This is a genomic window from Rhizorhabdus argentea, from assembly GCF_037861105.1.
GTDB classification, from domain to species: domain Bacteria; phylum Pseudomonadota; class Alphaproteobacteria; order Sphingomonadales; family Sphingomonadaceae; genus Rhizorhabdus; species Rhizorhabdus argentea.
In genome coordinates this window covers 44,611-60,142 of the sequence record NZ_JBANFK010000007.1, presented here as the reverse complement: position 1 = coordinate 60,142, position 15,532 = coordinate 44,611, and the positions used below count along the sequence as shown (strand labels likewise).

Genomic DNA, 15,532 nt, shown 5'->3' with positions numbered 1-15,532 from the left:
TACCAGAGGGCCAGGCGATCGCTGCGCATCGTTTATGCGGTGCGGGGAGGAAAGTCCGGGCTCCAAGGAGTAACGGTGCCGGGTAACGCCCGGCGGGGGCGACCCCAGGGACAGTGCCACAGAAAGCAAACCGCCCGGCGGGCTTTTCGGAGTTCCGGGCAAGGTCGAAAGGGTGCGGCAAGAGCGCACCGCGGACCCGGCAACGGGAACGGCATGGTAAACCCCACCGGGAGCAAGATCGAATAGGGACGGCATATGGGCTACTCCGCCCGGTCGTCCGGGTTGATTGCTGGAGGCCGGGCGCAAGGCCGGTCCTAGAGGAATGATCGCCCATCCAGCGCGAGCTGGTGGACAGAACCCGGCTTACAGGCCCTCTGGTTATCCTGATGCGAAAGAGGCGCCCGCGATACGGATCATTGCATCGCGCCTGATACGACTTATCTTCTCGTCGACATTCGGAGGAAATATGGCTCAGGAAATCGCGACGCTAGCCGGTGGCTGCTTCTGGTGCATCGAGGCGGTGTTCGACGATGTGATCGGCGTGAGTTCAGTCGAGAGCGGCTATATTGGCGGGCATGTTGCCGACCCGAGCTATCGCGCCGTGTGCGAGGGAGCGACCGGCCACGCCGAGGCGATCCGCGTGGCGTTTGATCCCGAGGTGATCAGCTATGGTGAATTGCTCGATATCTTTTTCCATGTCCATGACCCGACCCAGCTCAACCGCCAGGGTAATGATGTCGGCACCCAATATCGCTCGGCGATCTTCCCGCATTCCGTCGAGCAGGAAGCCGAAGCAAAGGCTGCAATCGGGCGAGCGCAGGCGGACTGGCCGCAGCGGATCGTTACCACGATCGAGTCCGACGCACCCTGGTATGTGGCGGAGGATTATCATCAGGAATATTTCGCGCGCGAAGGCATGAGCAACGGCTATTGCGTGATGGTCGTCGCGCCCAAGCTCGCGAAGTTCCGCAAGAGCTATGCTGCGCGGCTCAAGGCGAACGCGGTGGCTTGACCATAGGCTACCCCGTCATCCTGAACGGGTTTCAGGATGACGGGGTGGTCGAGGTGCGGCCGCCCTGACCAATCGATCGTTGATCGCGAGGCCCAGCCCCTCGGCCGGGATGGGCGCGATGGCTATCGCTGCCGTGTCCGATCGGTCCGCCTCGTGCAGTATTTCGAACAGCCGCGCGGCGGCCTCGGACAGATCCCCTCGCTCAGAGAGGCTGATCCTTCCGGACACGGCACCAAAGCCTATGTGGAATTCGTCCGCTGCGGCACGGGTGGCATCAAGCCTCACCGTCTTTGATGGCGCATAATGGCTGAGCATCTGCCCCGGCGCCTCGATCGTGCCGCTATCACCGGTATCTACGGCAAGACCGCTGACGCGCTCAAGCATATCCACGGTCACGCTGCCCGGCCGCAGCAGCCTCAGCCTGCCACTCTCGACCGCGACGATCGTCGATTCGATGCCGACTTGCGTTGCGCCGCCATCGAGCACCAGTTCTACCCTGGCGTCGAGCGAGCGCGAGACATGTTCCGCGCGGGTGGCGCTGATCGAGCCGCTGGCATTCGCCGAGGGCGCGGCAAGCGGGTGACCGACCTTCGCGATCAGCGCGCGCATGACGGGATGCGACGGAGCCCGGATTGCGACGGTCCTCAGTCCCGCGGTAACGAGGCTCGCGATCGGCGCGCCTGGGGCTAGGGGCAGCACCATCGTCAGCGGGCCAGGCCAGAAGGCTTCAGCGAGTCGATATGCCACTGGCGAAAACAGCGCGATGCCGTCGGCCATCGCAAGATCGGTGACATGGACGATCAGCGGGTTGAAGCTCGGCCGTCCCTTGGCCGCATAGATCGCCGCCACCGCCTCGCCCGATGTCGCGTCGCCAGCGAGACCGTAGACGGTCTCGGTCGGTACCGCGACCGGCACGCCGCGCCTGATCAGCGCGGCGGCCTCGGCAATGCCGGCTTCGTCTGCGGGGATGGTGCGGGTCGAGATCACCTTCGCGCCGCTATAGCGCGCGGCGAAGAAGGGCAAGGATCAGCTGTCGACGCGTTCGAGCAGGTGGGCAGGATCGATCTTGAGGCGCCGCATGCTGCGTATGACGCGCGGCCATTCGTCGCGCAGGAAAGCCTCGCGGGCCTCGCGGCGCAGGCGCGCGCTGGCGCCCTCGGCCACGAACATGCCCACGCCGCGTTTTACCGCGACGAAACCTTCGTCCTGAAAGCCCTGATAGGCCTTTGCGGCGGTCAGCGGGTTGGCGCCATGCTGCGCGGCAAAGACGCGCACCGACGGCAGCGCGTCGCCATCACCGAACGTACCGTCAAGGATCGACTCGGCGATGATGTCGCGAAGGCGGAGATATACGGGGCGATCCTGGCTCATGGCGTCACACTGTTCTAACACAGCATGGCGCGTCAACGGCAATCAGCCTTTCCACGTCGAAACGACAGCTTCATACGCCGGCCGGGGTCGCTCATCGAGCGGGCGCGACGGCGAGCCGAGGAACAGGAAGCCGGCAATGCGGTCCTGGGGCGCGCCGCCCAGCGATTCAAGAACCTGTGCGTCATATGCTGCCCATCCCGTCAGCCAGCAGCCGACGAAGCCCGCGGCATGGGTAGCGAGAAGCAGGTTCATGCAGGCTGCCCCGGCCGAAAGCTCCTGTTCCCAGCGCGGGATATTGCTGTTCGCAGTGGGCGTGGACAGCACGGCGACCAGCACAGGCGCCTGGTGGGCAAACTGATCCATCGCCTCCAATTCGATCCGGCCGGCATCCGGCTTCTCGGCGCGATAGGCATCCTGCAGCAGATCGGCGAAGGCGCGGCGGCGGTCGCTTTCTATGATCACGAACCGCCAGGGGCTGAGCTTGCCATGGTCCGGCACGCGCATGGCGGCTTCCAGGATCTGGCGCAGTTGCGCGCCGTCCGGGCCAGGGGCGACCATGTCGCGAGGCTTGGCCGAGCGGCGCGTGGCGAGGAGGGTAGAAGTCGAGCTGAGATCGTTGAACATGTTGGGCTCCCTAGCGCATCAACATTCAGCTTCACAGAGCCGGAATCGCCGTTACTCTTTACATCCATGAAGGCAGCGGCGGCGTGGGCGCGCCCACGGGCCCAACGCACAGAATAGAAAGATCTTCATGGTCAATCCCCACGCCGACGCCACCACCGAGCCTGGAACTCAGCATCTGAGCCGATCCGACGGCGACGACTGGTTCGGCCACCCCCGGCAGCTCGCGAGGCTGTTCTCGACCGAGGCGATGGAGCGCTTCGGCTATTATGGGATGAGGGCGCTTCTCACCCTCTATCTCACCCAACATTTTCTGTTCAGCGACCAGACCACCAATGGGCTTTATGGTGGTTTTACGGCGCTGGTGTACCTGACCCCGCTGATCGGCGGCATTCTCGCGGACCGCTATCTCGGCTCGAAGAGGTCGGTGAAGTTCGGCGCGGTCCTGATGTCGATCGCCTATTTTACTCTGTGCTTCGGCGGCCCCACAGCCAAGCCCTATGCGCTTATCGATGGCACTCGCTACGAGGTGGTCATCGACCAGGCCAAGCAGCAATATATCGTCGACAACGGCCAGAAGCTGGCGATCAAGGGCCGGGACGACGGATCGGTGACCTTGGCCGCACCCGATGGGCAGGTGGTCCGCACGATCGCCAAGGGAGGCTTCAAGTCCGATGCCGATCGCAGCCCCTTCTATACTGGGCTGATGCTGGTCGCGCTGGCGCTGCTCACCATCGGCAACGGCTTCTTCAAGCCGAACATCTCGACGATTGTCGGCGCTCTCTATCCGGTCGGTGATCGCAGGCGCGATGCGGGTTTCACCATCTTCTACATGGGCATAAACCTGGGATCGCTGTTCTCGCAGATCCTTTGCCCATTCCTCGCGGTCGCGCTAGGCTGGTGGGCAGGCTTCGGCCTCGCCGCGATGGGTATGATGATCAGCTGGGGCCTGATCCAGTTCGCGGGCGACAAGCTGGCCGGCTATGGCGATCCGCCGCCGGGACAGACCAAGGACCGCGCGCTGCTGATCTATATCGGCGCGGTCGCGGCGATACCGGTCGGCTGGTTCCTTTTCACCAACCTGATGAGCAGCCAGAGCGCCGAGGCCGGCAGCGGCATCGGCGGCTATCTTCTGGCGCTGCCCATCATGGGCAAGATATTGTTCTTCACCTTCCTCGCATCGGTGATCTTCATACCTACATGGGCATGGAAGGCGGGCAATCGCGCCGAGTTCCAGATGATGGTCGCCGCGATCGTCCTGATCGTCTTCAACGTCGTGTTCTGGACGCTGTTCGAGCAGGCGGGTTCATCGCTGACGCTGTTCGCCGATCGTAACACCGATCTGTCGATCTTCGGACTGTTCACGATGTCGGCGGGCCAGACCCAGTTCTTCAACGCCTTCTTCATCGTCGTGCTGGCGCCGCTCACCTCGATCATGTGGAATGCCCTGGGTCGCCGTGGACTAGAGCCGTCGATCCCGATCAAGTTCGCGGTCGCGCTGGCCGGCGTCGGCTTGGGCTTCCTGGCGCTGGTGTGGGGGACGAGCTATGCCGGGGCGGACTTCAAGGTGTCGGTCTGGTGGCTGGCTTTGCTTTACCTGATCCATTCGATGGCGGAGCTCTGCATCTCCCCGGTCGGCCTCTCGATGATCACCAAGCTGTCGATTGCGCGCGTGGTCGGGCTGATGATGGGGCTTTGGTTCCTGTCGATCAGCTGCGCCCAATATGTCGCAGGCGTGGTGGCGCAGGTGGCGAGCGTCGAGACGGTCGGCGGTCAGGTGACCAACCTCAAGGTCAGCCTCGAAACCTATGCGGGCGTGTTCCAGACGATCGGACTCGTTTCAATCGGCATCGGCGCGGTGCTGTTCGTCCTTTCCCCCGTGATCAGGAAATGGATGCACGGGGTCCAATAAGGTTCGGACGGGGCGTCACGCTGACGCTCATCGTCTGCACTCGCGGCGCTGCTTGGATGTCGGCGCCCTCGGATACAAGGCTGCGTGACGAGTATCTCTACTCCGTCGAGAAGGTGCTGCCGAAAGCCTATGAGCGTTGACCTTAGCCTGCTTGCCACTCCAGCGCGTGTTGCGATGACAAGTGGGGTAGCACGGCGGAAGGGGTTGAGGATCGGCGGGTTTAGGCGCATCTAACGGTCGAAATCCGGGCGGGGAACCCTTGTAATATGGCGCGTAAATATTTCGGCACCGACGGCATCAGGGGCCGCACCAACGAAAGCCCGATGACGGCCGAGATCGCCATGAAGGTGGGGCAGGCGGCGGGCGCGCATTTCCTGCGCGGCGAGCATCGTCATCGCGTCGTCATCGGCAAGGACACCAGGCTGTCGGGCTATATGATGGAGTCGGCACTGGTGGCGGGCTTCACCAGCGTCGGCATGGACGTGGTCATGATGGGACCGATTCCCACCCCCGCCGTCGCGATGCTGACCCGCTCCATGCGCGCCGATCTCGGCGTGATGATCTCGGCGAGCCATAATATGTTCGCCGACAACGGCATCAAGCTGTTCGGGCCGGACGGCTATAAGCTGTCGGACGACGACGAGGCGGCAATCGAGGCGCGTCTCGACAAGTCGGTCAAGCTCGCCGCTTCCGCCGACATCGGCCGCGCGCGCCGGGTCGAGGATGCGCGCGGGCGTTATGTCCACGCGGTCAAGTCGAGCTTCCCGGAGCATCTGCGCCTCGACGGCCTGCGCATCGTCATCGATTGCGCCAATGGCGCGGCCTATGAGGTCGCGCCTTCGGCGCTTTGGGAACTGGGCGCCGACGTGATCTCGATCGGGGTGAACCCCAACGGCATCAACATCAACGATCAATGCGGATCGACCGATACCAAGGCCCTGCAGGACAAGGTGCGCGAGACGCGCGCGGACATCGGCATTGCACTGGACGGCGACGCCGACCGGCTAATCATCGTCGACGACCAGGCCCGGGTGGTCGATGGCGACCAGCTGATGGCGCTGATCGCCACGGGCGCCAACCATCGCGGCGAACTGAAGGGCGGCGGGCTGGTCGCCACGGTGATGTCCAATCTGGGCTTGGAGCGCTATCTCGCATCGCAGAAGCTGAGCCTGCACCGCACCCAGGTCGGCGATCGCTATGTCGTCGAGACAATGCGTGCCGAGGGCTTCAACGTCGGCGGCGAGCAATCGGGCCACATCATCATGACCGATCATGCAACCACCGGTGACGGCCTTATCGCCGCGCTGCAGGTGCTGGCGCGGCTCGTCGAGAGCGGTAAGCCCGCCCATGAGCTGCTCCACCTGTTCGATCCGCTGCCCCAGCTTCTCAAGAATGTCCGCTTCACTGGCGGCGAGCCGCTCAAGGACGACAAGGTGATCGCCGCGATCAGCGATGCCGAGGAGAAGCTCGAAGGCACCGGCCGGCTCGTCATCCGCAAGTCGGGCACAGAGCCGCTGATCCGGGTGATGGCCGAAGGCGAGGACCGCAAGCTCGTCGAAACGATGGTCGACCAGATTTGCGAGGCGGTCCGCAAGGCCGCCTGAGCATATGGCGATGGCGCGAATCCTGATCGTCGCGGGCTCGGACTCGGGCGGTGGCGCAGGCATCCAGGCCGATATCAAGACGGTAACCCTGCTCGGCGGCCATGCGATGACGGCGATCACCGCGCTGACCGCGCAGAACACGCTGGGTGTCACGGCGGTCCACGCGGTACCTGTCGAGATGGTGATCGCGCAGATCGACGCGGTGGTAAGCGACATCGGCGTCGATGCGATCAAGATCGGCATGATCGGCTCGGCGGACATCGCCGAAGCGGTTGCCGATCGGCTCGACCGGCCCGATCTGGCCGGAGTTCCTGTGGTGTTCGATCCGGTGATGATCGCGACCAGCGGCAGCAGGCTGGCGGACGAGGCGACGGTGGCTGCCTTTGGCCGGCTGATGCGGCGTGCGACCGTGTCGACGCCCAATCTCGATGAACTGGCGGCGCTTAGTGGAATGGTAGTCGGTAACGAAATCGAGATCGGAGATGCGGCGGCCTACTTGATAGACGAACTGGGCAGCGGTGCCGTTCTGGCGACCGGTGCGCGTCTCGGAGGAGGTCCGATCACCTCGTTCGAGAACGGTGGACGGAAGGTTATTTCGATTGAGACGCACCTGTTCGACATCTTGTTTTCGAACGAGTTAGGCGAACATATCTGGAATGCAGAGCGTATCGACACGACGCAAGACCATGGCACAGGCTGCACGCTAGCCAGCGGCATCGCTACCGGCTTGGCGCAGGGCATGGCGCTACCCGATGCGATCGTCCGGGCGCGGGCGTTCGTGCGCGCTGCGCTGCTCGCCGCGCCCGGGCTGGGCAAGGGTCACGGCCCGATGGGCTTTCGCGCTCCGCTCTCTCAGGCGCGCGAAGACTACGAGAAGTCATCGTAGCGCGAAGCGTCAGGGCCCTTCGACAGCCTCGACTCCAAGCAGAGCCGCCAAATCCACCCGCCGCCGCGAAATGTCGGCCAGGGTGTAGCGATCGAACACCCCGAAAAAAGCTTCCAAAGCCTCGCCGAGAACGCCGGTCAGGCCGCAAGCCGGCGCGATGATACATGTATCGCAGTCCGCCAGCGGACGATCGGGCTCCGTACGCCGAACGACCGCACCGATCGAGATCTGCTCTGCCCGCAGCGCCAGTGTGATGCCGCCCCCGCGCCCGCGCGTCGTGCGGATGAAGCCGGCCCGGCCGAGCATATGGACCACCTTCATCAGATGGTTCTCGGAGATCGCATAGGTGCGTGCGATTTCGGCAATCGATGCGCGGCGTTCGGGCCGCACCGCCAGGTGGATCAAGACGCGCAGGGCGTAATCGGTGTGGCGGGATAAACGCATGCTGCAAGGTAAACGATCGTTAAGATATATTCAATTTGCATCTTCTTCGGGGGCTGTATAGGTGTACCTCAGATACATCTTAAGGGAGATTCGCATGAGCAAGCCGCTTTCGCCGCAGACCGTCGAGATCGTGAAAGCCACCGCGCCCGCGCTTCAGGAACATGGCGTGGCGATCACGACGCGCATGTACGAACGTCTGTTCACCGATCCGGCGGTCAAGGAGCTGTTCGATCAGGCCGCGCAGGAGTCGGGCGAGCAGCCAAAGCGCCTTGCCGCCGCGATCCTGGCTTATGCCAAGAATGTCGACAATCTTGGTGCGCTCACATCGGCAGTAGAGCGGATGGGCGCGCGGCATGTCGATACCGGGGTCAAGCCAGAGCATTATCCAGCCGTTGCCGCCGCGCTGCTGCCGGCAATCAAGGACGTTCTCGGCGATGCCGTCAACCAGACGGTGCTCGACGCCTGGGGCGAGGCCTATTGGTTCCTGGCCGATATCCTGATCGGGCGTGAGCGAGAACTCTACGCTGCGGCGGCCTAAGACGGCCGATCGGCCATTATCGGTCCACAAGAAAAAGGCCGCCCGGATCGCTCCGGACGGCCTTTTTCTTGTCTGGTCGAAGCCTCAGGCTTCTTCGGCGGGCTGCTCTTCGAGCAGATCCGCGTTGATCTCGCCGGGTTCGGCGTTGGGATCATAAGCCTCGGTGAAGCCAGCCTCGTCGCGCTCGAACATCGATGCCATGACATCGACGCCCTGCGACTGCAGCTCGGCCTCTTCGGGCGAGCGTGCAACGTTGACGGTGATGCTGCGGCTGACCTCGGCGTGAAGAACGACCTTCACCTCGTGGACGCCGATTGCCTTGATCGGCCGGCTGAGCACGATCGCCGACTTGGCGACCTTCATGCCGTCCTCAGCAAGCGCATCGGCAATGTCGCGGGTCGAAACCGAGCCGTAGAGCTGGCCGGTGTTCGATGCCTGGCGGATCAGGATGATCGACTTGCCCTCGAGCGAGCCGGCTTCCTGTTCCGCGTTGACGCGACGGTTGGCGTTGTCTGTTTCGATCTGGGCGCGGTTCGCCTCGAAGACCTTCTTATTGGCTTCGTTGGCGCGCAGTGCCTTCTTGCGGGGCAGCAGATAATTGCGTGCGAACCCGGCCTTGACGGAGACGACGTCCCCGATCTGGCCCAGCTTCTCAACGCGTTCGAGCAGGATCACGTCCATATTGGAGGTCCTCCCTTCTTACTTGACGATGTAGGGAAGCAGCCCGATGTGACGGGCGCGCTTGATCGCCTTGGCGAGTTCGCGCTGCTTCTTGGCGGACACCGCAGTGATGCGGCTCGGAACGATCTTGCCACGCTCGGACACGAAGCCCTGCAGCAGACGGACGTCCTTAAAATCGATCTTGGGAGCGTCCTTCGCGGAGAAGGGGCAGCTCTTGCGGCGGCGGAAAAATGCGCGTGCCATGTGTCTATTCTCCCTTACGCGGTTTCGCGGTCGTCACGGCGGGGGCGGTCACTCCGGTCGCCACGATCGCCGCGATCACCACGGTCACCCCGGCCGTCACGACGGCCATCGCGCTCGCTACGCTCGCCACGACGCATCATCGCCGACGGGCCGGCTTCCAGCTCGTCGAAACGGATGGTCATGTAGCGGATCACGTCTTCGTTGATCGCGGTCTGGCGCTCGAGCTCGGCAACGACACCCGCGGGGGCGTCGATCTGGAGCATCACATAGTGCGCCTTGCGGTTCTTCGCGATGCGATAGGCGAGGCTGCGAAGCCCCCAGGTCTCGGTCTTGACGACCTTGCCCTTGCCATCTTCCACGATTCGGGTGGCGGCTTCCGCCAGCGCGTCGACCTGAGCCTGAGCCAGATCCTGACGCGCGAGAAAAACATGCTCGTAGAGAGCCATGCTCGCGTCTTCCTTACATTTGGCCGATCGCTGACGCCGTGCCAATCACGAACGCCCCTCCGGCTGTCTTCCAAAATGCGCAGGGGCGGAGAACGAGTCTCCACCCCGGCTGCGGCGGCCTATGGCGGAATATCGCCTTGAAGGCAAGTGCCCGAGGCCGTGCGGAACCGGGTGGATGAGGGATGGTTGAGGAGAGGGGTGGAGCGTAGGACCGACGATGAAGCTGCTGTGATGACGCCGCGCGCATCAGCCGCGCTCGCTTTCCTTGCGATACCGATCCTGGCGGTACCGCTCCCCGCCGCTACACCACGCCAAATCCTTACCGAAGCCGCCTTCCAGTCGCGCGATAGGGCAAGCGCTCTCTCGCTGATTGCCGAGGCGGACAGGGGCGCCGCGGCACTGCTGGCGCGCGATGCGAGCAATCATGAAGCGGCGCTCGTGCGCGCAATGGCGCTAGGCTACCGTGCCAAGCTGACGCGCAGCCGGGCGGATGCGATGGCGGCGCGCCGGCTGTTCGAGCGCTTTGCTGCCGCCGACCCCCGGGATCCGGACGCCGCGGCGGCCATCGGGGCCTGGCACCTGGATTCGGTGATCGCTCTGGGGGGCTTGGTCGCGGGCATGGCAATCGGCGCAAAGAAGTCGACCGGCCTGGCGATGATGGATCGTGCTGTCGCGCTTGGCGGCAACCGGGCGCTGTTTCCCGGCCTCGCGGCGCTGCTGAGATTGTCGATAGATCCCGCCGATCCGCGAGGCCGCGCCCTTGCCGAAACCGCGAGCACCGCCGCTGTCGTGGTACCGATCGATCGCATAATGCAGCGGAGTGCCGCGGCGCTGCTGGTTCCGCTCCGCTCCGGCGACCGTGGCGCCACGCAGGCGCTTGCAAAGCAGTTGCTGCCTTTTGGCCGGCTGAAACGGTAACGGCGGCAGGCCTTTGGGCTTGCCTCGGCAGCGGCTCTTTCCTACTGCCGCTCGCCAGACCAAGGGAGCCTCGATGCGCGCATTCATCTTTCCCGGCCAGGGTAGCCAGGCCGTAGGCATGGGCAAGATCCTCGCCGACGCCAGCACGGTTGCGCGCGAAGTGTTCCAGGAGGTCGATGATGCACTCGGCCAGAACCTGTTCAAGCTGATGGTCGAGGGCCCACCCGACGAGTTGATGCTCACCGAGAATGCCCAGCCTGCGATCATGGCCAACGCGATCGCGACCTGGCGTGTCCTGCAGAAGGAGGGCGGTATCAGCTTGGCTGACAAGGCCGCGTTTGTCGCCGGGCACAGCCTGGGAGAATATAGCGCGCTATGCGCCGCCGAGGCGATCGACCTTGCTACCACCGCACGACTGCTGAAGCTGCGTGGCCAGTCCATGCAGGCGGCCGTGCCGGTCGGCGTTGGCGCGATGGCGGTGTTCCTGGGGCTCGATTTCGACGGCGCCAAGGCCGTCGCCGAGGAGGCGGCTCAAGGCGAGGTCTGCGAAGCGGCCAATGATAACAGCAATCGGCAGGTTGTCGTCTCCGGGCACAAGGGCGCCGTCGAGCGAGCGATAGAGATTGCCAAGGCGCGGGGCGCCAAACGCGCGCTGCTCCTGCCGGTGTCCGCGCCGTTCCACTGCTCGCTGATGCAGCCCGCCGCCGAGGCGATGGCGGAGGCGCTCGGCAAGACTGCGGTGCAGAGCCCGCTGGTGCCGGTCTACGCCAACGTCACCGCAGCTCCGACGGCGGCGGCGCAGGAAATCGTGAAATTGCTCGTCCAGCAGGTCACCGGTACGGTGCGGTGGCGCGAGAGCGTTGCGGCCATGGCGGACGCCGGCGTCGAGCAGTTCGTAGAGTTCGGCGGCAAGGTCGTCGGTCCGATGGTCAGGGACATCACCGACAAGGCGCTCGCGACGAGCGTCGTGGCGATGGCCGATATCGAGGCATTCGCGGCAACGCTCTAACATTCAGCGTCATTCGAGCGAAAGCTGGAATCTCTCTTCTTCTGCGCTGAAGAAGGCAGTGAGATCCCAGCTTTCGCTGGGATGACGGGCAGGGGAAGGAAGTGCATGTTCGATCTTTCAGGCATGACCGCGTTGGTCACGGGCGCGTCCGGCGGCATCGGCTCGGCGATAGCCAAGGCGCTGGCGGCGCGGGGCGCCAGAGTTGCTCTATCCGGTACGCGTGAAGAAGCGCTGCAGGCTGTCGCAGCCGACATCGGCGGAGACGTCGTGGTGTTGCCCTGCAATCTCGGCGATGCCGCCGCTGTCGACGGTTTGATCCCGCGCGCGGTCGAGGCGCTCGGCAAGATCGACATCCTCGTCAATAACGCCGGTGTCACGCGCGACAATCTGATCATGCGGATGAAGGATGAGGAGTGGGATCAGGTGATCTCGGTCAACCTCGAAGCCGCGTTCCGGCTGATCCGCGCCGCGACCAAGCCGATGATGAAGGCGCGCTTCGGGCGGGTCATCACGATCACGTCGATCGTCGGCACCACCGGCAACCCCGGTCAAGCCAATTATGCGGCCTCCAAGGCGGGTCTCGTCGGCATGTCCAAGGCACTGGCGCAGGAACTGGCGAGCCGCAATATTACGGTCAACTGCGTCGCGCCCGGCTTCATTTCCTCGGCAATGACCGACGGTTTGCCCGATGCGCAGAAGGAAGCGCTGCTCGGCAAGATTCCGGCCGGCAAGCTGGGCGAGGGCAGCGACATCGCAGCGGCGGTCGTCTATCTGGCGAGCCAGGAAGCCTCCTATGTCACCGGCCAGACGCTGCACGTAAACGGCGGGATGGCCATGATCTGAACCGCTGGGTGCCGCCTTTCGGTCGAATCCGGATCAACCGCGGTACATCCGTCATTAAACCATGCTTGCAAGCAATGTCGGCCCTCGTTAGGGCAGGCGCAAGAGACCCTAAGGAAGGTTTGAACATGAGCGAGACCGCCGAGCGCGTTAAGAAAATCGTTGTGGAGCATCTGGGTGTCGAGGCCGAGAAGGTCACCGAGGAAGCCAGCTTCATTGATGATCTGGGCGCAGACAGCCTCGACATCGTCGAGCTGGTCATGGCCTTCGAAGAAGAATTCGGCGTTGAAATTCCCGATGACGCGGCCGAGAAGATCGCGACCGTCAAGGACGCGATCAGCTATATCGAGAGCCACAAGGGCTGATCGTTCCACCCACCGGCCGTTGATCGACCGGGGCAGGTGATAGAGCCGAGCAGTTTCAGCGGCTCCCCGACCCCGGACTTTCCGATGGGACGGGGAGCCGCTTTGCCGTTCAAGACAAGATGCAGGAGAATGCCATGCGCCGCGTGGTCATAACCGGATTGGGACTGGTCACACCGTTGGGAGCGGACGTCGAGACCGCATGGGCCAATATCCTGGCGGGCAAGTCGGGCGCGGCCCGGATCACCCGCTTTGATCCCAGCGATCAGACCTGCACGATCGCGTGCGAGGTGAAGCCCGCTGATCACCCTTATGGTTTCGACCCGAACAAGCGTGTCGACCACAAGGTTCAGCGTCAGGTCGATCCCTTCATCATCTATGGCATCGATGCTGCCGGCCAGGCGCTCGAGGATGCCGGGCTCACCGAGTTGACCGAGGAGGAAAGCTATCGCGCCGGCTTGTCGATCGGCTCGGGAATCGGTGGCCTGCCGGGCATCGCGAGCGAATCGATCGTCTGCGAGACAAAGGGGCCGAAGCGGGTCTCGCCGCACTTCGTTCATGGCCGCCTGATCAACCTGATCTCGGGCCAGGTCTCGATCAAATATGGCCTGCGCGGACCCAATCATGCCGTCGTCACCGCCTGTTCGACCGGCGCGCATGCGATCGGGGACGCCGCGCGGATGATTGCGATGGACGATGCCGACATCATGCTGGCCGGCGGCGCCGAGGGCGCGATCTGCCCGCTCGGCATCGCCGGCTTCGCGCAAGCCCGAGCCCTGTCGACCCGCAATGACGAGCCGGAGAAAGCATCCCGTCCTTACGACAAGGGCCGCGACGGCTTCGTTATGGGTGAGGGCGCCGGCGTCGTCGTGCTCGAGGAATATGAGCATGCCAAGGCGCGCGGCGCCAAGATCTATGCCGAGGTGATCGGCTATGGCCTGTCTGGCGACGCCTATCATGTCACGGCGCCGCATCCGGAAGGGTCGGGCGCTTATCGCTCGATGGCAATGGCGCTCAAGAAGTCGGGCCTGCAGCCGTCGGACATCGACTATATCAACGCGCATGGCACCTCGACCCCGCTCGGCGACGAGTTGGAGGCGGGTGCGGTGCGCCGGTTGTTCGGCGACGCGCTCAAGACAGTGTCGATGAGCTCGACCAAGTCCGCGATCGGCCATCTGCTCGGGGGCGCCGGTGCGGTCGAATCGATCTTCTGCATCCTCGCGATTCGCGACCAGATCGTGCCGCCGACGCTCAATCTTGAGAATCCGAGCGACGGCCTCGAGGATTTCGATCTCGTTCCGCTCGTCGCCAAGAAGCGCAAGGTGAAGGCGGTGCTCAACAACAGCTTCGGCTTTGGCGGCACCAACGCCAGCCTGATCATGCGCGCGCTGCCAGAAGCGCTCGGCTCGGATTGAGCCGGCGCAGGACGCCTTCGATGCTTCGCCGCCTGATCGCGCTGGCGCTGATAGTGGCGCTGGTTGCTGGCGGCGCTGCTTTATGGATATCGCGCGACTGGTGGGGTGACGGGCCGCTCGATAAGCCGGTGACGGTACAGGTGGCCAAAGGCGATACGCTCGCCTCCGCTGCGCGGGCGCTGGAAGAGGCCGGGGCGATCCGTTCGACGACCAACTTTCTGCGCTTTGCGCGGCGCTTCGGTCCCGATGCGCCCATCAGAGCCGGCGAGTTCGAGATTCCCGCGCGGGCCAGCGGGCGAACGATTCTCGATATTCTGCAGCACGGCAAACCAGTTCAGCATCTGGTGACGATCCCGGAAGGGATGCCGTCGATCCTGGTATATGAACGATTGATGGCGGAGCCTGAACTCACCGGCACGATCGAAGTCCCGCCGGAGGGGTCGGTGCTGCCCGACAGCTATAGTTACGAGAAGGGCGAGCCGCGCGCCGCCGTCCTCGCGCGCATGCAGGTGGCGATGCGCACTGCGCTCGACGACGCCTGGATGGCGCGCAAGCCGACTACGGTTGCGCGCGACAAGCGCCAGGCGTTGATTCTCGCCTCGATCGTCGAGAAGGAGACAGCGGTTGCGTCGGAGCGGCCGATGGTCGCCGCCGTCTATTCGAATCGCGTCCGCCAGGGAATGAAGCTCCAGGCCGATCCGACGGTGATCTACCCGATCACCAAGGGTAAGCCGCTCGGTCGGCGGATCAAACGCTCCGAGCTGAATGCCGTGAACGGTTATAATACCTACGCGTCCACCGGCCTCCCCGCAGGACCGATCGCCAATCCGAGCCTTGCAGCCATCGAGGCCGTGCTCGATCCAGCGCAAAGCAAGGCGCTTTATTTCGTGGCGAGCGGCAAAGGCGGTCATGTCTTCGCCAACACCCTCGCCGAGCACAATGCCAATGTGCAGCGCTTCTACGCCTTGCGCCGCGCCCGCGGGGAAATGTAGCCGAGCGGCGATGGGCCGGCACGAGAACCTATTCAGCCGATCCAGCGCTTCTTCGTCGTCGATGTGGCGAACCACAGTTCGAGCCCCGCAACGAGGATGATGATCGCGGGGAAAATCGCCGAGTCGGCGCCGACGGGCTGCGGGAAGACTGTCATCACGAAGATTTACCCGAATTGGACGATCACCGAGATCAGCGAAATCAGGTATAGCGGCTGCGCCCAGGCTCTGCGCAGCAGCA

Annotated in this window: 19 protein-coding genes and 1 other RNA gene; 12 read left to right on the top strand and 8 right to left on the bottom strand. The window is 64.0% G+C overall.

Features of this window, described 5'->3' with window-relative positions:
- Positions 1-2 precede the first annotated feature (2 nt).
- Both rnpB and msrA read left to right on the top strand, forming a co-directional pair.
- Positions 3-382: RNase P RNA component class A (gene rnpB, locus AAC645_RS08615), an RNA gene on the top strand.
- A gap of 84 nt (positions 383-466) precedes the next feature.
- Positions 467-1,012 carry a peptide-methionine (S)-S-oxide reductase MsrA gene (gene msrA / locus AAC645_RS08610; protein ID WP_340315284.1) on the top strand — a complete coding sequence of 182 codons (546 nt, stop codon included), beginning with the start codon at positions 467-469 and terminating at the stop codon, positions 1,010-1,012.
- Positions 1,013-1,027: 15 nt separating this feature from the next.
- Here the strand turns inward: msrA and AAC645_RS08605 are convergent, their stop codons facing one another.
- The 3 genes from AAC645_RS08605 to AAC645_RS08595 are packed head-to-tail and all read right to left on the bottom strand — an operon-like array spanning position 1,028 to position 3,007.
- Positions 1,028-1,999 (bottom strand): L-threonylcarbamoyladenylate synthase, encoded by a 972-nt coding sequence (locus AAC645_RS08605; protein WP_340315481.1) that lies wholly within the window; start codon positions 1,997-1,999, stop codon positions 1,028-1,030.
- Positions 2,000-2,038: 39 nt separating this feature from the next.
- Entirely contained in the window at positions 2,039-2,383 is a 345-nt protein-coding gene (locus tag AAC645_RS08600) for a GntR family transcriptional regulator (protein ID WP_340315283.1), read from the bottom strand.
- 42 nt (positions 2,384-2,425) lie between these two features.
- Positions 2,426-3,007, bottom strand: coding sequence for a nitroreductase family protein (locus AAC645_RS08595; RefSeq protein ID WP_340315282.1), 582 nt, complete (start codon positions 3,005-3,007; stop codon positions 2,426-2,428).
- Between the two features lie 127 nt (positions 3,008-3,134).
- Here AAC645_RS08595 and AAC645_RS08590 point away from each other — a divergent pair, with 127 nt between their 5' ends.
- The 3 genes from AAC645_RS08590 to thiD all read left to right on the top strand — a co-directional run bounded on the left by AAC645_RS08590 (position 3,135) and on the right by thiD (position 7,406).
- Complete coding sequence (locus AAC645_RS08590; RefSeq protein WP_340315281.1) at positions 3,135-4,916, top strand: peptide MFS transporter; 1,782 nt, start codon at positions 3,135-3,137, stop codon at positions 4,914-4,916.
- A gap of 266 nt (positions 4,917-5,182) precedes the next feature.
- Positions 5,183-6,520: a phosphoglucosamine mutase gene (glmM, locus tag AAC645_RS08585; RefSeq protein WP_340315280.1), complete on the top strand. Its 1,338-nt coding sequence runs from the start codon at positions 5,183-5,185 to the stop codon at positions 6,518-6,520.
- Between the two features lie 4 nt (positions 6,521-6,524).
- A complete protein-coding gene (gene thiD, locus AAC645_RS08580) occupies positions 6,525-7,406 on the top strand; it encodes a bifunctional hydroxymethylpyrimidine kinase/phosphomethylpyrimidine kinase (protein WP_340315279.1) in 882 nt (293 codons plus the stop codon).
- A gap of 9 nt (positions 7,407-7,415) precedes the next feature.
- Here the strand turns inward: thiD and AAC645_RS08575 are convergent, their stop codons facing one another.
- Positions 7,416-7,850, bottom strand: a complete 435-nt coding sequence (locus AAC645_RS08575) for an RrF2 family transcriptional regulator (RefSeq protein WP_340315278.1) — start codon at positions 7,848-7,850, stop codon at positions 7,416-7,418.
- Positions 7,851-7,944: 94 nt separating this feature from the next.
- Here AAC645_RS08575 and AAC645_RS08570 point away from each other — a divergent pair, with 94 nt between their 5' ends.
- Positions 7,945-8,388: a globin domain-containing protein gene (locus tag AAC645_RS08570; RefSeq protein ID WP_340315277.1), complete on the top strand. Its 444-nt coding sequence runs from the start codon at positions 7,945-7,947 to the stop codon at positions 8,386-8,388.
- An 84-nt stretch (positions 8,389-8,472) separates the two neighbouring features.
- Here the strand turns inward: AAC645_RS08570 and rplI are convergent, their stop codons facing one another.
- From rplI to rpsF, 3 genes are read right to left on the bottom strand one after another with little or no spacing between them, the layout of a single operon-like run.
- Entirely contained in the window at positions 8,473-9,069 is a 597-nt protein-coding gene (gene rplI / locus AAC645_RS08565) for a 50S ribosomal protein L9 (RefSeq protein WP_340315276.1), read from the bottom strand.
- Between the two features lie 18 nt (positions 9,070-9,087).
- On the bottom strand, positions 9,088-9,312 hold the full coding sequence (rpsR, locus tag AAC645_RS08560) for a 30S ribosomal protein S18 (protein ID WP_037527061.1): 225 nt from the start codon (positions 9,310-9,312) through the stop codon (positions 9,088-9,090).
- 14 nt (positions 9,313-9,326) lie between these two features.
- Entirely contained in the window at positions 9,327-9,758 is a 432-nt protein-coding gene (gene rpsF / locus AAC645_RS08555) for a 30S ribosomal protein S6 (protein ID WP_340315271.1), read from the bottom strand.
- A gap of 231 nt (positions 9,759-9,989) precedes the next feature.
- Here rpsF and AAC645_RS08550 point away from each other — a divergent pair, with 231 nt between their 5' ends.
- The 6 genes from AAC645_RS08550 (at position 9,990) to mltG (ending at position 15,294) form a co-directional block, all read left to right on the top strand.
- Entirely contained in the window at positions 9,990-10,676 is a 687-nt protein-coding gene (locus AAC645_RS08550) for a hypothetical protein (RefSeq protein ID WP_340315269.1), read from the top strand.
- Between the two features lie 73 nt (positions 10,677-10,749).
- Positions 10,750-11,685 carry an ACP S-malonyltransferase gene (gene fabD / locus AAC645_RS08545; protein ID WP_340315267.1) on the top strand — a complete coding sequence of 312 codons (936 nt, stop codon included), beginning with the start codon at positions 10,750-10,752 and terminating at the stop codon, positions 11,683-11,685.
- A 105-nt stretch (positions 11,686-11,790) separates the two neighbouring features.
- Positions 11,791-12,528, top strand: a complete 738-nt coding sequence (gene fabG, locus AAC645_RS08540) for a 3-oxoacyl-[acyl-carrier-protein] reductase (RefSeq protein ID WP_340315266.1) — start codon at positions 11,791-11,793, stop codon at positions 12,526-12,528.
- A gap of 125 nt (positions 12,529-12,653) precedes the next feature.
- Positions 12,654-12,890: an acyl carrier protein gene (locus AAC645_RS08535; protein ID WP_011950940.1), complete on the top strand. Its 237-nt coding sequence runs from the start codon at positions 12,654-12,656 to the stop codon at positions 12,888-12,890.
- Positions 12,891-13,024: 134 nt separating this feature from the next.
- Positions 13,025-14,302, top strand: a complete 1,278-nt coding sequence (gene fabF, locus AAC645_RS08530) for a beta-ketoacyl-ACP synthase II (RefSeq protein WP_340315260.1) — start codon at positions 13,025-13,027, stop codon at positions 14,300-14,302.
- 20 nt (positions 14,303-14,322) lie between these two features.
- Positions 14,323-15,294, top strand: a complete 972-nt coding sequence (mltG, locus tag AAC645_RS08525; protein ID WP_340315258.1) for an endolytic transglycosylase MltG — start codon at positions 14,323-14,325, stop codon at positions 15,292-15,294.
- A 32-nt stretch (positions 15,295-15,326) separates the two neighbouring features.
- On the opposite strand, the gene AAC645_RS08520 is transcribed toward mltG, so the two are convergent.
- Positions 15,327-15,452 (bottom strand): hypothetical protein, encoded by a 126-nt coding sequence (locus AAC645_RS08520; protein WP_340315257.1) that lies wholly within the window; start codon positions 15,450-15,452, stop codon positions 15,327-15,329.
- Positions 15,453-15,532: the final 80 nt, after the last annotated feature.

What these genes read in the sequence shown, in the direction of transcription:
- msrA (WP_340315284.1), top strand. Translation starts at nt 467, where the DNA reads ATGGCTCAGGAAATCGCGACGCTAGCCGGTGGCTGCTTCTGGTGCATC.
- AAC645_RS08600 (WP_340315283.1), bottom strand. Translation starts at nt 2,383, where the DNA reads ATGAGCCAGGATCGCCCCGTATATCTCCGCCTTCGCGACATCATCGCC.
- AAC645_RS08595 (WP_340315282.1), bottom strand. Translation starts at nt 3,007, where the DNA reads ATGTTCAACGATCTCAGCTCGACTTCTACCCTCCTCGCCACGCGCCGC.
- AAC645_RS08590 (WP_340315281.1), top strand. Translation starts at nt 3,135, where the DNA reads ATGGTCAATCCCCACGCCGACGCCACCACCGAGCCTGGAACTCAGCAT.
- glmM (WP_340315280.1), top strand. Translation starts at nt 5,183, where the DNA reads ATGGCGCGTAAATATTTCGGCACCGACGGCATCAGGGGCCGCACCAAC.
- thiD (WP_340315279.1), top strand. Translation starts at nt 6,525, where the DNA reads ATGGCGATGGCGCGAATCCTGATCGTCGCGGGCTCGGACTCGGGCGGT.
- AAC645_RS08575 (WP_340315278.1), bottom strand. Translation starts at nt 7,850, where the DNA reads ATGCGTTTATCCCGCCACACCGATTACGCCCTGCGCGTCTTGATCCAC.
- AAC645_RS08570 (WP_340315277.1), top strand. Translation starts at nt 7,945, where the DNA reads ATGAGCAAGCCGCTTTCGCCGCAGACCGTCGAGATCGTGAAAGCCACC.
- rplI (WP_340315276.1), bottom strand. Translation starts at nt 9,069, where the DNA reads ATGGACGTGATCCTGCTCGAACGCGTTGAGAAGCTGGGCCAGATCGGG.
- rpsR (WP_037527061.1), bottom strand. Translation starts at nt 9,312, where the DNA reads ATGGCACGCGCATTTTTCCGCCGCCGCAAGAGCTGCCCCTTCTCCGCG.
- rpsF (WP_340315271.1), bottom strand. Translation starts at nt 9,758, where the DNA reads ATGGCTCTCTACGAGCATGTTTTTCTCGCGCGTCAGGATCTGGCTCAG.
- AAC645_RS08550 (WP_340315269.1), top strand. Translation starts at nt 9,990, where the DNA reads ATGACGCCGCGCGCATCAGCCGCGCTCGCTTTCCTTGCGATACCGATC.
- fabD (WP_340315267.1), top strand. Translation starts at nt 10,750, where the DNA reads ATGCGCGCATTCATCTTTCCCGGCCAGGGTAGCCAGGCCGTAGGCATG.
- fabG (WP_340315266.1), top strand. Translation starts at nt 11,791, where the DNA reads ATGTTCGATCTTTCAGGCATGACCGCGTTGGTCACGGGCGCGTCCGGC.
- AAC645_RS08535 (WP_011950940.1), top strand. Translation starts at nt 12,654, where the DNA reads ATGAGCGAGACCGCCGAGCGCGTTAAGAAAATCGTTGTGGAGCATCTG.
- fabF (WP_340315260.1), top strand. Translation starts at nt 13,025, where the DNA reads ATGCGCCGCGTGGTCATAACCGGATTGGGACTGGTCACACCGTTGGGA.
- mltG (WP_340315258.1), top strand. Translation starts at nt 14,323, where the DNA reads ATGCTTCGCCGCCTGATCGCGCTGGCGCTGATAGTGGCGCTGGTTGCT.